The organism is Exiguobacterium sp. (assembly GCF_020832205.1).
Taxonomy (GTDB): domain Bacteria; phylum Bacillota; class Bacilli; order Exiguobacteriales; family Exiguobacteriaceae; genus Exiguobacterium.
This window is the reverse complement of the sequence record NZ_JAFIFD010000025.1, coordinates 32,801-47,437: the sequence shown is the minus strand read 5'-3', so window position 1 is coordinate 47,437 and position 14,637 is coordinate 32,801. Positions and strand designations below refer to the sequence as shown.

Below are 14,637 nucleotides of genomic sequence, written 5' to 3'. Positions count from 1 at the left end.
CATGCTGCCCCCTCCTCACGATATAGAAGTGCCCCGACGCTTGCCGCAACGAACGTCGCGATGATGATGCTCAAACCGGAAGAGAGCGGAATAATGGGCATTACCACCCAATGCAGAAAACCTTGCGTCACTGCGGCGAGGAGAGCCACGACCACGACAGGTTTTCGTGTGAGCGACGGAACGAGCAGACCGATAAACATGGCGTATAAGGCGATGCCCATGCTGGCCTGAATCGTTGCCGGCAAACCGAAGGCGAGAAATACACCAATCCACGTCCCGACGTTCCAAGCTAGAAACGCAATCACATTCAATCCGAGTACGAAATGTCCACGTGTGGCCTCGTGTCGTGTCGAGGCGACGCTGAACGTCTCGTCAGTCACCCCGAAAGCGATGGCCGCGAGAAAACGATTTGATGTCGTCTCGAGGCGTTGAGACAGCGAGGCGGACATGAGAAAATGGCGCAAGTTCAATATGAACGTCGTCAAGACGATTTCCCAGTACATTGCCCCGGCCATGATCAATTGCACCCCGATGAATTGACTTGCCCCTGCGAAAATGAAGAGCGACATCGCGAGCGTGATGATGTTCGGCATCTCGAACGACTTGGCCAAAAGACCAAAGGCGATCGCAATCGGGATATAGCCGACCGCGACGGGAATGCCGGCACGCATGCCAGAACGAAAGGCCTGTTTGTTGGATAAGCGTACCGTATCATAGAGCGGAGTCGCCATCGACTTTCCTCCTTTCAGAATAGGGGATGTCCTTTCATTCGATGTAGGAAAGGGTTATCCTGCTCGAATGAAGAAAAAAGCGGGTATAGAAAGGCGACAAGGAGAGTGTGCATATGAGCAGAGCAGAAGAATTCATCGCTTCATATCATCGGATTGAAGACTATTTGAGCCGAGAGCTAGGGGACGGGAAGCACTTCAGTTTCAGCAACATGGTCAACCGTCTCGCCAAGAACAATCCGATCGTCGAACGTTATAAAGAAGATTTGCACCAGATGAGCCAGTTGCGGAACGCGATCGTCCATGAACGACGGGAGCCGGACTTTATCATCGCCGCGCCGCATGATTCAATCGTCGACTTGATTTTAGAAGTCGAGCGGGAACTGTTGCACCCTCGGCAAGTCATCCCGCTGTTTCGGAAACTCGTGACGACGTTTCGGGCCGATGACCCGCTTCAAGACGTCTTAAAGGCGATTCGGAATAAAAACTACTCGCAATTCCCGATCTACAACGTCGACGGTTCGTGGCGCGGGCTGTTGACGAAAAAAGGTGTGACGAGTTGGCTCGCCGAATCAGCTCACGACGCCCATGTTTCGCTAGAAGGGGTGCTCGTCCGGCATGTACTCTATCATGACCCGCACATTCATCGCTATCGCTTCATCGCGGCACATACGTCGGTCATCGAAGCACATCATCATTTCGTGAACATGAAAGAAGGAGCGCGCCTCGACGCTCTCCTCATTACAAAAACCGGCGAAGAGAATGAGCCGCTTCTCGGCATCATTCGACCGCAAGACATCTTATACGTGATCGGTTGAGGCGGCGTGCTCGATGGCGACCTCGTATTGGCTGACCGTATTCCCGAGGACGACGGGCTTCACTTCAGACGTACCGTCGTCCCGTTTTTTGTGGGCGTGTTTATACGCACCGCTGTCACGCCAGTTCTCAAAGCTCGCAGCGTCACGCCAAGTCGTCATGATGACGACTTGGTCTTTCGTCTCGTCTGACGTATCAGTCAGCACTTGCATACGGATGAAGCCGTCCATCGACTCGATTCCTTTCGTCGTCTCGAAACGGGCTTTGACCGCTTCGACTTTTCCTTTTTCTACGTCCAACTTGTTCATCACAATCCACATGTTGCGTTCCTCCTTCACAAGTATCGTACATCCGATAGTATACCGCGAAACCGCAACGGCATCGGCGTGTGATGCTCGCCTTTAGCGCCGTGTCCACCATTCCTCGAACGTCCAATTGTTTTGCTTCATCGTCGTCGCCTCGTTGACGCCGACGTAACGCAAGTGCCACGGCTCATAGTTGTAGCCGGTGATTTTTTCTTTGCCTTTCGGATAACGGATGATGAATCCGTAACGGTGAGCGTTGGCTAGCATCCATCTTCCTTCAGGCGTCTGGTCGAATGAGGCGGCGAGCCCCATTTGCATGCGTTGGCTCGTCATATCGACGGCGAGACCGGTCTGATGCTCGCTGTGGCCGGGCCGGGCGACATACATTGAAGCGTAAGCCGTTCCGCGAGCGCTGACCCAGTAATTGTAGAGCGACTTTTGGGTCGTGTACGATCGATAGGCGCTGAGGGCGTAGAGGGTATGTCCTTGTTTCCGGCCGTCATAGTAGAGACGGGCCAGGGCATGGGCAGCCTCGGCAACCATGAGTGTTCGCTCGCTTCCTTTCGCATGAACGGTCGGGATGGTGAGGGTAACGAGTTGGGTGGACCGATAAGTCGATGTGAGACCATGTTGTTTATTGACGAGGCGGAGCCGCTCGGTCGAGGACAGTTTCGGAATACCGGCCTTAATATTGGCCGAAGGCGTGAAGTAGTGGGTGTTGCCGATGTAGACGTTCGACCAACTTCGGTTGTACACGGCATATCGGACCGGCGTGTTCGATGCGAGGGTTTTCAAGACCGGTGATGTTTGCATGGCGCGTCCATACAGTTTCGTCGATTGGACGGTATAGCCGGCGGTCGTCGCAGGTGCGGCTGCCGTAACATGCGTGCTGAAGATAAGGAAGACGATGAGGAACGTCGCGATGAGTTTCATGATGTTTTTCCTCCTTCTCACTCGATAGTTGTGTTTTTCCCTTTTTTTCAAATGTTGAAAAGAGGAACGAATAGGGAATAGGGTCATGACCGTCTCCGCCTCATGGCCATCATAGGATACAGCCAAAGCCCGATGCGCCATATGTGAGAAAACAGTACACTGATTGTAGAGAGACTGGTCGAGACTTGGAAGGAGTGATCGTATGGAACTCATTTTCGGCTTACCGCTTTTATTGCTCATTTTGTTCTTCGCCTTTTTGTATTTCAACATCAAAGGGCTATCGGACATGTGGAAAGATTACAACCGGACGAAATCGATGATTCCGCTCGGATTCTTCATCGTCGGCATTCTCGGGATTTTCACCGGGATATGGACGTGGCTCGTCATCTTAGTGTATTACGCGATTCGTCCGAAGGCGTGACGCGACACCGTATGCCAAGGCATGCGGTGTTTTTGCTATACTGAGGACGAGGTGTTGTTATGGAAAAATTGATAAAAGCGTGGTTCATCATCACGTTGATCACGTTTATTTTATTCAAACTCGGTGAGACGATGACGGCTGCTTATACTGAACCAGCAGCGGAAGGAAATCCGTACGTGCTCGTCCTCCTCATCGGTTGGCCGTTCGTTTTGTTGTTCGTATGGATCACGATTCGGCTCGCACGGCGGACGGTGCAATCGGTCCATCCGCTCGGGCGGTTCGGACTGATAGTTGGTGGCATCGTCATGGCAGCGATCGCGCTTACGGTCAATACCGGCCAAGCAAACGACCTTCGGGACGGGATTCGTGATTCTGCCAACGCGACGTACGCGACGGGATGGAACCAATTCACGAACATCATCTACGCGAACCAATTGACGTTCTTCGCGTTGACTGTAAGTTGCATGGTCATCGGCATCGCCTTGACGTTCATCGTCTCCGCAAAACAGAAAAACGAGGATCAGCCTGGGCGCTGATCCTCGTTTTTCATTAGTGGAGCTTCGCTTGGTACAAGCGGGCGTAACGGTCGGCAGCGATGATGGCGTCCGCGACTTCTTCCGGCGTGACATCAAAACCGCTATGAATCGTCTCCCCTTCTGCAGTAGCGGCTTGTCCGACTTTTAAGATGTCTTCTCGTGAGGCGTCTTTCAATTTCACGTCTTCGAGTGTGACCGGCAAGTCGAGGGCCATATATAACGCGACATACCGTTCAAACTCTTCTTGCGTCTGTCCTTCGAGCGCTAGCTGGACGAGCGTCCCGAACGCGACTTTCTCGCCATGCGTTAAGTGGTGAATGTCACCATCGAGGGCGGTGAAGCCGTTATGGATGGCGTGGGCCGCGGCCAAACCGCCGCTCTCGAAACCGAGACCGCTGAGGAGCGTGTTCGCCTCGACGACCGCCTCGAGTGCGGGTGTGACGACTTTCGCCTGAACCGACTCATAAGCAGGAATCCCGTAGTCGAACAACACTTCCTCGCAACGTTTGGCGATGGCTTCAGCGGCGATGGTCGGAACGCCACCGGCCATCGTCTTCCCGCCAAAGGCGAGGACGCTCCGGACCTCGACCCACGTCGCGAGCGCATCAGCAATGCCTGAGGCGAGGAAACGGGCCGGTGCTTCGGCGATCAGTTTCGTGTCGACGAGCACGAGGTCTGGATTCTTCTTATAGAAGCGATACGTCTCGAAGTTCCCTTCGTCGGTATAAATGACCGATAAAGCACTCGTCGGGGCGTCCGTCGAGGCGATGGTCGGTACGATGACGATGCGGGCATCGAGCTCGTCAGCGACCGCTTTGGCCGTATCGAGCGTCTTTCCACCGCCCATGCCGATCACGAACGAGACGTGGTTCTCTTTCGCGGCAGCGGCGATGCGTTCAATCTCGTGGCGAGACGCCTCCCCGGAAAAGTCGGCTTTTTCGGTCTCGACGTCACTCGCCGACAATGAAGCGGTCACTCGTTCACCGATGATGCGCCAAACGATATCGTCAGCGATGAGCAACGCTTTGGAACCGAAATGAGCGACATGCTTCCCGATGTGATCAATCGTATTCTTGCCTTGCACATATTTCGCGGGGCTGATGAAAACGCGTTCTGACATAATCAACATCCTTTCTCAAATGAATGTGACGACGGACGACAATACAACTCTTCCCGATTTGGAACAGAGTTGAAACGATGATTCGTGTGACATTCTAGTGAACCGACGTCAATCCACCGAGCACAATCAATAGAACGATCAAAGCGGCGACGGCAAGAAATCCCCATTCCAGTATCGATTTCGTCACGACAATCCCTCCTGCTGGCTGATGTGACCAGTATACGCGCACGAGGGGACGCGTCCATTTTCAAAAAAAGACCAGGTTAAAAAAAGTTTTACGTTCAGACGGGGCGAGCGTTTGATGGTTTGAAGGTGAGGAGAGCGGGAACAACTATGTCGTATGCTCATTTCAGAAGGAGGAATTGATGATGTCTAAACATGTATTGATCATCGCGACGTCTGCAAATAAACTAGAGAACGGCCACGATACAGGACTTTGGCTCGAAGAGTTCGCTGCGCCGTATCTCCAATTCGAGAAGCAAGGATACAAAGTGACCGTAGCGAGCATCGAGGGCGGAGACGTGCCGATCGATGCGAACAGTCTCGAGGAAGGCTTGTCACAAGAAGTTCTAAATACAAAAGACTTGTTAAAGAATACGGTTCGTCTCGAGCAAGTGGCAGACGACACGTATGATGCCGTCTTCCTCCCGGGTGGACATGGGACGGTCGTCGACTTCCCGAACAGTGAAACGTTACAACGCGTCGTACGTGATGTCTATGAGAACGGGAACGTGGTAGGAGCAGTTTGTCACGGACCGATCGGACTCGTCAACGTCAAGTTGAGTAATGGTGAACCGCTCGTGAAAGGCAAACGAGTGACGGGCTTCACGGATGCCGAAGAGCGCGAGATGCAACTCGATACAGCGGTGCCGTTCCTGCTTGAGACGGCACTTCGCGAGAAAGGCGGCGACTTTGATGGGGCCGACAACTGGGCGGTCAACGTCGCTGTCGACGAGCGTCTCGTCACAGGTCAAAACCCGCAATCGTCAGCCCGCGTGGCCGAGGAAATCGTAAAACAGCTCCAATAACGAACTAGGCAACCTTGGATTATTCCGAGGTTGTCTCTTTTTTGGACATATGTCCTTTTCAAACGCTATCTTCTCACGTACAGTCAGACGAGAAGATAGGAGGAAGAAAGAAAGATGGGGATACTATTTGCTGTGCTTTCAGGCACGTTCATCGCCTTGCAAGGCATCTTTAACGCCAAACTCGGCTATGCGGTCGGAGCGTGGCTATCCGTCACCGTCGTTCACCTTGTCGGGTTGGTGCTTGCGCTACTGATCTACGCGTTCAAGCGCGACGGGGATGTGACCGCGTTTCGACGTGTGCCATGGTATTACAGTTTGGGCGGGCTGTTCGGTGTGTTCGTCGTCTTTGGAGAGTTGACCGCGATTCAACAGCTCGGTGTGACGTGGGCGATTTGTGTATTGCTTGTCGCCCAACTGATCGGGGCGTTTTTAATCGATTCGAACGGCTGGTTCGGTGTCGCGAAAAAGCCGGTCACCGTAGGGCAGGTCATTGGACTCAGCCTAATGGTCATCGGCATCGGAGTATATACGTTTACGTGAGGAGGGGACCGGTATGAAAGTAGAAGACGCATTGATTCGTCTCGGTTGGCATCATCTGTTTTCTGAGCAGACGCTCGCCCGCGCCTCGATCGTGACATATCCGTCCGGGGCGATGCTTTGCGCGAACGACCAGGTCATTGACGCCTTGTTCGTCGTGTTAGAAGGGCGCGTCAAAATTTACACGCTCAGTGAAGAGGGCAAGTTGCGCCTGCTCCGCTTGAAAGCGGCGCCGACATTGATCGGGGACATCGAATACGCGAGCGGGCGCCACGTGCTCCATACGGTCGAGGCGGTCGGGCCGGTCGTTTGTTTACGCATCCCGTTCGAAGTGTTGCGGACGCATAACCGGACCATCGAGTTCACGGAACATCTATTGCGCGGTGTGTCGGAAAAATTGTTCATCGAGGCGAACGCGTCGTCGAATCATTTGATGTCAACGCTTGAGGAACGTCTCGCCGGGTACCTCGTCTCGCTCAGTGAGTCCGGGAACGACTTGTTCCAAACTGACATGAGTCAATTGAAGCGAAAAGAAGTGGCCGAATGGCTCGGGACGAGCTATCGACACTTGAACCGGACGTTGCAGGCGTTTGCGGACGAAGGGCTCGTCGAACGGACGCGTAAACAAGTGAAGATTTTGGATATGGAACGATTAAAGCAGCGTGCCAATGGCATGCTCTATGAGTAAGGAGAATCATTATGATTATGGGAATCATCTGTTCAGCCGTCGCGGGCGCGTTCATTAGCGTGCAAGCGGCCGTCAATGCGAAAATGAACGTCCACCTTGGCGCATGGGCGACGACGGTGCTCGTGTTTGTCGTCGGACTCATCGGTTCGCTCGTTCCGCTCGCGTTATTCGGGGGCAACATCCGAGGCGTATTCGAGATTTCACCGCTGTACGCGCTCGGCGGTTTGCTCGGCGTCGGTGTCGTCTTTTGTGTCATGCGAAGCATTCAACTGCTTGGTCCGACGCTGTCGGTATCAATCATCCTCGTGGCGCAATTGGTTTGGGCGCTCGGTGTCGATTTGTTCGGCGCCTTTGGCATGCCAAAACTCGCATTGTCACCCGGACAAGTTATCGGCTTGATGATGTTACTGCTCGGCGTCGCCATCTTCAAACAGTCACAGGCCGTGGCGGTGCAACGTGAATCGATGAAGGAAGCCGCTTGAAAGTTGAAGTGGCTTTTTTCATGTATAAAACGGGTACAAATGAGTATATATCATCAGTTGATGAACGAACATAGGAGTGATGAATACGGTGGGTGCATCTATATGGATTGATTTGATGATCGTCTTATTCTTAATTGTGTTAAACGGGATTTTTGCGATGACCGAAATCGCGCTCATCTCGTCGAAACCGTCGAAGCTTGAAGTGGAGGCGGCCCAAGGGAAGCGGAGCGCTCAAATTGCGTTAAAGTATTCAAAAGATCCGACGGATTTATTATCGACCGTTCAAGTCGGAATCACGTTAATCGGGATCATCAACGGGGCTTACGGGGGCGCGCGGTTCTCGACTCCGGTCGGAAATTTGTTCGAACAGCTTGGGATGAGTGCGCAATCGGCATCGACCGTCGGTTATGTCCTCGTCGTCACGGTCATCACGTATTTGTCGCTCATTATCGGCGAACTCGTCCCGAAGCGGATCGCGCTCGTCGCGCCGGAACGAGTGACGATGGCGATCATTCCTGCGCTCGATCTATTCAGCAAAGTGATGCGACCGTTCATTTGGGTTTTGTCGAAGTCGACGTTGTTCTTGTTTAAACTGCTCGGATTGAAGGCGGAGCGAACGGATGGGGAGACGGAGCTTGAAATCAAGCAGCTGTTGTTCGAAGGGGCGCAGCAAGGCCAGTTCGCCCATGAAGAAGTGCAGCAAGTCGAGCGTGTGTTTGCATTTCACGATCAATTGATTTACGAGTTGATGCAACCGCGGACGACGCTCGAATGGATCGATTTAGAAGACACGATGGAAGAAATCCACGCCGCTGTCTATGAGAGTAAGCATAGCAAACTGCCTGTCGGGAGGGGAACGCTCGATGAGTTCGTCGGTTACGTCGATGTTCGCGACGTGTTGATGTTGCCTGAGTTATTAACCCCTTCTGACATCCTCAAAAAAATTAAACAACCGCTCATCGTGCCGAAGCAACGAGAAGCGAGCCAAGTGCTCCAAATGATGCAACAGACCGGTTCGCCGATTGCGTTCGTCTTAGACGAGTACGGCGGTTTTCTCGGACTCGTCACGCTGTTTGATATCCTTGAAGAGATTGTCGGCGAAGTGATGATTGAAGAAGAACCGCCGGACGTCGTGCGCCGAGAAGACGGCACGTATTTAGCGGACGGCTTGCTCAGCATCGAAGACTTGAAACGGACGCTCGGTATTCGGGACGCCCGGTTTGATGAGGGAAAGAACGCTTATCATACGCTCGCTGGTCTCGTCATCTACACGCTCGGTGACTTCCCGACACGGGGGTCCATCGTCGAGGCGTATGGCCTGCGCTTTGAAGTCGTCGATATGGACGGGAAGCGAGTCGACCAAGTGCTCATTTCCGTATTACCTGAAGAAAAAGAGGAATGACGCGATTCGCGTCACTCCTCTTTTGTGCTTGCCCACGTCTCGAACGCGGCATTCATCAAGATGCGCGCCATATGGAGCATGGCCCGTTCGTCGACATCAAAGCGGGGATGGTGGTGCGGGAAGATGGCGCCTCGCTCCGGATTGCCGGCACCGGCAAAGAAGAAGCTGCCCGGGACGTGTTGCAAGTAGTATGCGAAGTCCTCACCGACCATGAGCGGAGCCATCTCGACGATACCGGCTTCCCCGACGACGTTCGCGGCCGATTGGCGGATGTGATCTGTTTCGATCGGATGGTTGATGACCGCAGGATAACCTTGGATGTAAGTCAAATCGTAGTCGGCGCCGCTTCCGGCACACGTCGTGGCGATGATCCGTTCAATCTCTTGAATCATTCGCGCTTGCGTGTCCGGATTGAACGTTCGCACGGTTCCTGACAGCCGGGCTTCGTCCGCGATGACGTTGAAAGCTTGACCAGCTTCAAACGTGCCAATCGTCAAGACGGCCGGTTCAAGCGGGTCGACGCGGCGGCTCACGACTTGTTGAAGCTGGCTCGCGACATTGACACCGACCATGAGTGCATCGACCGTATGTTGCGGGATGGCGCCATGACCGCCTTTACCTTTGATTGTCAATTCGAAACGGTCGGCTGCCGCCATGATCGGACCGGTTTTGACGCCGATTGTCCCGAACGGAAGCGGTGTCCAAATGTGCACGCCGTATATATAGTCGACGCCGTCGAGACAGCCATCTTCAATCATCGGTTTGGCTCCGCCGGGTGCGAGTTCTTCGGCAAACTGATGAATCAACACGATATCGCCGGGCAACTCGGCCTCGACGAGCACTTTCGCAAGGACGAGCAGGGAGGCCGTGTGAGCATCGTGACCGCACGCATGCATCGCCCCATTCACTTTCGAACGATACGGTACGTCTTTTAAGTCTTGAATCGGTAACGCGTCAAAGTCGGCCCGGAACGCAATCGTCGGCCCGCTCCCACCTTTGATTCTCCCGACGACACCGTTGCCGCCGACGCCTTCGCGGACATCAACGCCGAGGTCGCGCAAATAACGCGCGATGAAACGAGGCGTCTCCTGTTCTTCGAATGAGAGTTCAGGATGTTGGTGGAAGTGACGGCGCAGCGTCACCATCTCTTCATATAAATCGGTCAGTCGGGCATCAAGCGTTGTGACAAACATCGAGAACACTCCAATCCTATATATAATGGTCGATCAAACGTGCTGCCAAACAGCATGGGCGGTCAAATCATCCACGATCCGCGGGTGCAAGCGTTCCTTCGCCTCAAGCGGTGTCACCCAAGCGGCATCGCTATGTTCGAATGACAAGGCGACAGTCGTCGAAGCTGGACGACATAGGTAAGTCAAAATCACCACTTGCCGGCTCGGGTCGGTCAAAAATGTCGTCGCATATAACAGTTGGGTGACGGTGACGCGCAAGCCGACTTCTTCCTCGACTTCACGTTCGAGGGCCATCTCGAGCCGCTCGCCGAAATCAATTTTGCCGCCGATGAGTTCCCACGTGCCGGGATCGACCTCGTCTTCAATCGAACGTTTTGCGATCAAAAGCTTTCCTTCATGGACGATGACCGCTTTCACGGCAACGACGATCGTTTCTGGCATACCATCTTTCCTTTCTGATGACGATTTGTTGACACGATTCAGCCTAGACTGTGTCTTTTCCTTATTTTTGTAAAAGATAAGCTTATCGTATACGAGGAACGGGAATTAAAACAGGAGTAAATCAAGAAATGAGGTGCTTGGATATGTTGTGGATTGGATTAGGAGTCATCATCTTGCTGGCCGTCATTTATTTTTCGGCCTATAACGGTCTAGTGAAGTATCGAAATTGGGTCGATGAGGCTTGGGCTCAAATTGATGTGCAACTGAAACGTCGCTACGACTTGATTCCGAACTTGGTCGAGACGGTGAAAGGGTACGCGAAACATGAAGAAGAGACGCTCGCGAAAGTCGTCGAGCTTCGCAATCAGATGGGAGCAAGATCGACGCGGCAAGAACAAATGGAAATAAACGATCAGTTGAGCGGCGCGCTGAAAAATCTGTTCGCACTTCGCGAGGCGTATCCTGATTTGAAGGCGAACGAGAACTTCAAGATGCTTCAAGAAGAGTTGACGCAAACGGAAAACAAAGTCGCGTACTCAAGACAGCTCTATAACAACACGGTCATGAAATATAATACGAAAATCGAATCGGTGCCGACGAACGTCATCGCCTCGCTCCATCATTTTGAGAAGCGTGACATGCTCGAGGCGCGAGAGGAAGAACGCGAGAACGTTCGCGTCTCGTTCTAATGCGAGGTGCCAGCGATGCTCCTTTATGAACAGATTCGTAAAAACAAAGTGAAGACGGTGTTCATCGTCACCGGCTTCGTCTTGTTCGTCTTGCTCGTCGGGGCGGCGATTTCGTATATCAACTATGGGGATGCGTTGCCAGGCCTCATTTTCACACCGGTCTTTTCGCTGTTCTATGTCGGGATTGTCATCATGTCGAGCACGAATATCGTCATGCGGATGAACCACGCCAAAGAGATCACCTCGGTCGAACAGCATCGGTTTTTATGGCATACGGTCGAGAATATGGCGATGGTCGCCCGAATCCCCATGCCGCGTGTGTTCGTCATCAATGATCCGTCCCCGAACGCGTTCGCGACCGGCTTGAAACCAGAGAAGGCGGCCGTCGCCGTGACGACCGGGCTTCTCGATCGCTTAAGCCGCGAAGAAGTGGAAGGAGTCATCGCCCACGAAGTCGCGCACATTAAAAATTACGACGTCCGTTTGTCTACGGTCACACTCGCACTTGTCTCGGTCATCGCCATCATGAGTGATATCGGGTCGCGAATGCTCTTTTTCCGGAGTGTCGGCGGACGACGCGACAACAACCAAAATCCGATTTTCTTAATCGTCGGTCTCGTCTTACTCGTCCTCGCTCCAATCATCGCGACGCTGATCAACTTAGCGATTTCGCGCAATCGCGAATTTTTAGCGGACGCGAGCGGGGCCGAGTTGACGCGTAACCCGGAAGCACTCGCTTCGGCGCTCGAGAAGATTGCGAACGTCGAGACGCCGGTGAAAGAGGCATCGAGTGCGTCGGCCCCGCTCTACTTCTCCGATCCGTTGAAGAAAAAGATTAGCGGGTTGCTCTCGACGCATCCGAATCCGGTCGAGCGTATCAGCCGGTTGCGGCAAATGTAACGTTTATCGATTCGCTTGATTCATAAGCCATGAGAAAAGCCACCTCGCTAAAGGTGGCTTTCGTTTTTTATCCGGCGCGGTGGCTCCGGAGTTTTTCAATTTCTTCGAGAACGAATTGAACGTTCGTCCCGACGATGACTTGAATGTGGTTCGGGCTGACGACTTTAATGCCAGGGATGCCCGCTTTCTTGATTTGCGCTTGATCGACTGTGTCCATGTCTTTCACGTCGACACGGAGGCGTGTGACACACGACTCGATGCCCGTGACGTTTTGGTCACCGCCGAGACCTTCGTAAATCATCGCTGCCATGGCTGAATATTGACCGCCTGCAGCAACTGGTGCCGTTTTCGTATCGCCTTCAGGAGCTGTTTCTGTTGCGACCGCGTCAACAGCTTCATCTGTCTCACGACCCGGTGTCGCCAAGTTGAGTTTGACGATCATGAAGCGGAAGATCGCATAGTAGATGGCACCGAAGACGAGACCTTGAACGAGTAACATATACGGTTGGTTCGCAAGCGGTAACCGTGAGCTGAGGACGAAGTCGACGAGACCGGCACTGAATCCAAACCCTGCCGTCCACTGGAACGTCGCAGCGACAAAGAGTGAAATCCCTGTCAAGACAGCATGCACGAGGTAGAGAACTGGTGCGAGGAACATGAACGAGAACTCGAGCGGTTCCGTGACACCTGTGAAGAATGAAGCGAATGCTGCGGCGAGAAGGAGCGAAGCCGCTTGTTTTTTCCGTTTCGTTTTCGCGGTGTGATACATCGCGAGCGCTGCTGCCGGGAGACCGAACATCATGATTGGGAAGAATCCAGCTTGGTAACGTCCGGTAATCCCTTTCTCCCCTTCGCCTGACCAGAAGTTTCCGATGTCGTTAATACCGGCCACATCGAACCAGAACACCGAATTCAAGGCGTGGTGAAGACCAGTTGGAATTAAGAGACGATTGAAAAATCCGTAAAGTCCAGCGCCGAATGCGCCCATTTTCGAGATTGTTTCCCCGAATCCGACGAGGCCTGTGTAGACGACCGGCCAGATGAAGTAGAGCGCGACCGAGACGAGGATCATCGCGAACGCCGTCATGATCGGAACGAGCCGCTTGCCGCTGAAGAAGGCGAGGGCGTCAGGCAATTTCACGTGACTGAAACGATTGTACATTTGAGCAGCGACGATACCAGACAAAATCCCAACGAATGCGTTGGCGATTCGTCCGAACGCCGGGTTGACGGCTTCGACGTCGACCCCTTGGAAGAGGGCGACCGTCCCGGCCGAGAGAAGCGTCGTGACCGTGAGGAAAGCGACGAGTCCGCTCAGTGCGGCCGAACCGTCACGGTTTTTCGCCATCCCGAGGGCGACCCCGACGGCGAAGAGAATTGGAATGTTATCGATGATGGCACCACCGGCTTTAATGAGAAACGCGGCGGCAATGTTTTCAGAACCCCAGCCGACAGGGTCGATCCAGTAACCGATTCCCATGAGGATGGCCGCTGCAGGAAGCACTGCGACCGGCAACATGAGGGAACGTCCGAGACGTTGTAAAAAGTTCATCATTGTGAATGTCCTCCTTTTTGATGGTGTTGATCTTGCAGACGTTGAATATGGAGCGTGATATAACCAAGCTCTGACTCGGGCAAGACGATACCGTATAAGTCTTCCATTTCGTTTGCGACATCAGACGCGCACGTGTATGCTGACGAGAATTTTGTTTGAATCATCTGCAACATATCCTCGTCGATCGTGTGATGATCGTAATGGTTGACCCGATCCATGACGAATCGTAAATGAGTTAATAAGCGTTGATAGGATAAGTCATCTTCTTCAATGGATAGGTCGAGCCGTCTCGAAATCGATTGAATCATGTCTCGTACGATCGTCGTCTGTTTGAGCGTCTTCCGTAAATCACCCCCTTTCACTTTAAGCGTATGGATATGGAGGGCGATGAAGGCGGCCTCATCTTTCGGCATCTTCACCCCGAGCGTATTCTCGATATGTTGAATCGCCCATAGCCCGATTTCATATTCATTGCGATATAAAATTTTAATCTCGTTCAACAGCTTGTTACGGAGCGAGATGCCTTCTTGTTCACGCTCGATGGCAAACGAGATGTGGTCGGTCAAGACGACGTGAATATGTTCGTTGAACGTCGTCTCGAGCCGCTTTTCCGCGTGCGTGATGATGTCTTCTGAAATCGTGAAGTGCTCGACCGGGATGCGGCTGAGGAGCTGTTGAAACTTGTCGCCTTCAGACATGACGAACAGCTTTTCGATCTTATGCGGATTGACGATGTCGTTGCGCCCTTTTTTAAACGCGACACCAGGACCGATGGCAATCTTTTCTTCACCCTCGTCCGAGACGATGACCGCATTGTTGTTCAAGATTTTTTTGATTTTTAACATGGTTCCTCCTAACGAGGA

General features: G+C 53.0%; 18 protein-coding genes. 10 read left to right on the top strand and 8 right to left on the bottom strand.

Annotation, left to right across the window (positions count from 1 at the left end; all coding sequences use genetic code 11):
* The coding region (locus JJU47_RS06070; protein WP_228617150.1) for an AzlC family ABC transporter permease at positions 1-731 on the bottom strand (731 nt) is incomplete at its 3' end.
* A gap of 113 nt (positions 732-844) precedes the next feature.
* Here JJU47_RS06070 and JJU47_RS06065 point away from each other — a divergent pair.
* Entirely contained in the window at positions 845-1,546 is a 702-nt protein-coding gene (locus JJU47_RS06065) for a CBS domain-containing protein (RefSeq protein WP_228617147.1), read from the top strand.
* Here JJU47_RS06065 and JJU47_RS06060 read toward each other — a convergent pair.
* Together JJU47_RS06060 and JJU47_RS06055 are read right to left on the bottom strand one after the other, a co-directional pair.
* Positions 1,529-1,864, bottom strand: coding sequence for an antibiotic biosynthesis monooxygenase (locus JJU47_RS06060; protein ID WP_228617145.1), 336 nt, complete (start codon positions 1,862-1,864; stop codon positions 1,529-1,531). The genes JJU47_RS06065 and JJU47_RS06060 overlap by 18 nt on opposite strands.
* 81 nt (positions 1,865-1,945) lie before the next feature.
* On the bottom strand, positions 1,946-2,782 hold the full coding sequence (locus tag JJU47_RS06055; RefSeq protein ID WP_228617143.1) for a M15 family metallopeptidase: 837 nt from the start codon (positions 2,780-2,782) through the stop codon (positions 1,946-1,948).
* A 202-nt stretch (positions 2,783-2,984) separates the two neighbouring features.
* Here JJU47_RS06055 and JJU47_RS06050 point away from each other — a divergent pair, with 202 nt between their 5' ends.
* Both JJU47_RS06050 and JJU47_RS06045 read left to right on the top strand, forming a co-directional pair.
* Complete coding sequence (locus tag JJU47_RS06050; protein ID WP_228617140.1) at positions 2,985-3,203, top strand: hypothetical protein; 219 nt, start codon at positions 2,985-2,987, stop codon at positions 3,201-3,203.
* A gap of 59 nt (positions 3,204-3,262) precedes the next feature.
* Positions 3,263-3,739: a hypothetical protein gene (locus tag JJU47_RS06045; RefSeq protein WP_228617138.1), complete on the top strand. Its 477-nt coding sequence runs from the start codon at positions 3,263-3,265 to the stop codon at positions 3,737-3,739.
* A gap of 13 nt (positions 3,740-3,752) precedes the next feature.
* Here the strand turns inward: JJU47_RS06045 and JJU47_RS06040 are convergent, their stop codons facing one another.
* Positions 3,753-4,859, bottom strand: a complete 1,107-nt coding sequence (locus JJU47_RS06040) for a glycerol dehydrogenase (protein WP_228617136.1) — start codon at positions 4,857-4,859, stop codon at positions 3,753-3,755.
* A 368-nt stretch (positions 4,860-5,227) separates the two neighbouring features.
* Here JJU47_RS06040 and JJU47_RS06035 point away from each other — a divergent pair, with 368 nt between their 5' ends.
* The 5 genes from JJU47_RS06035 to JJU47_RS06015 all read left to right on the top strand — a co-directional run bounded on the left by JJU47_RS06035 (position 5,228) and on the right by JJU47_RS06015 (position 8,996).
* Positions 5,228-5,887, top strand: coding sequence for a type 1 glutamine amidotransferase domain-containing protein (locus JJU47_RS06035; RefSeq protein ID WP_228617134.1), 660 nt, complete (start codon positions 5,228-5,230; stop codon positions 5,885-5,887).
* Between the two features lie 114 nt (positions 5,888-6,001).
* Entirely contained in the window at positions 6,002-6,427 is a 426-nt protein-coding gene (locus tag JJU47_RS06030; protein ID WP_228617132.1) for a DMT family transporter, read from the top strand.
* A 13-nt stretch (positions 6,428-6,440) separates the two neighbouring features.
* Positions 6,441-7,112, top strand: a complete 672-nt coding sequence (locus tag JJU47_RS06025; RefSeq protein WP_228617129.1) for a Crp/Fnr family transcriptional regulator — start codon at positions 6,441-6,443, stop codon at positions 7,110-7,112.
* Positions 7,113-7,123: 11 nt separating this feature from the next.
* Positions 7,124-7,594, top strand: a complete 471-nt coding sequence (locus tag JJU47_RS06020; protein WP_228617127.1) for a DMT family transporter — start codon at positions 7,124-7,126, stop codon at positions 7,592-7,594.
* A gap of 79 nt (positions 7,595-7,673) precedes the next feature.
* Entirely contained in the window at positions 7,674-8,996 is a 1,323-nt protein-coding gene (locus JJU47_RS06015) for a hemolysin family protein (RefSeq protein WP_228617125.1), read from the top strand.
* Between the two features lie 11 nt (positions 8,997-9,007).
* On the opposite strand, the gene JJU47_RS06010 is transcribed toward JJU47_RS06015, so the two are convergent.
* Both JJU47_RS06010 and JJU47_RS06005 read right to left on the bottom strand, forming a co-directional pair.
* Positions 9,008-10,189 (bottom strand): amidohydrolase, encoded by a 1,182-nt coding sequence (locus JJU47_RS06010; RefSeq protein ID WP_228617122.1) that lies wholly within the window; start codon positions 10,187-10,189, stop codon positions 9,008-9,010.
* 33 nt (positions 10,190-10,222) lie between these two features.
* Positions 10,223-10,630, bottom strand: a complete 408-nt coding sequence (locus JJU47_RS06005) for an NUDIX hydrolase (protein ID WP_228617120.1) — start codon at positions 10,628-10,630, stop codon at positions 10,223-10,225.
* Positions 10,631-10,773: 143 nt separating this feature from the next.
* On the opposite strand from JJU47_RS06005, the gene JJU47_RS06000 reads away from it, so the two are divergent.
* Positions 10,774-11,319, top strand: a complete 546-nt coding sequence (locus JJU47_RS06000) for a LemA family protein (protein ID WP_228617117.1) — start codon at positions 10,774-10,776, stop codon at positions 11,317-11,319.
* A 15-nt stretch (positions 11,320-11,334) separates the two neighbouring features.
* Complete coding sequence (htpX, locus tag JJU47_RS05995) at positions 11,335-12,219, top strand: zinc metalloprotease HtpX (protein WP_228617114.1); 885 nt, start codon at positions 11,335-11,337, stop codon at positions 12,217-12,219.
* A 67-nt stretch (positions 12,220-12,286) separates the two neighbouring features.
* Here the strand turns inward: htpX and nagE are convergent, their stop codons facing one another.
* Both nagE and JJU47_RS05985 read right to left on the bottom strand, forming a co-directional pair.
* Complete coding sequence (nagE, locus tag JJU47_RS05990) at positions 12,287-13,774, bottom strand: N-acetylglucosamine-specific PTS transporter subunit IIBC (RefSeq protein ID WP_228617112.1); 1,488 nt, start codon at positions 13,772-13,774, stop codon at positions 12,287-12,289.
* Positions 13,771-14,619, bottom strand: coding sequence for a PRD domain-containing protein (locus tag JJU47_RS05985; protein WP_228617109.1), 849 nt, complete (start codon positions 14,617-14,619; stop codon positions 13,771-13,773). Before JJU47_RS05985 ends, nagE begins: the two co-directional genes overlap by 4 nt.
* Positions 14,620-14,637 lie beyond the last annotated feature (18 nt).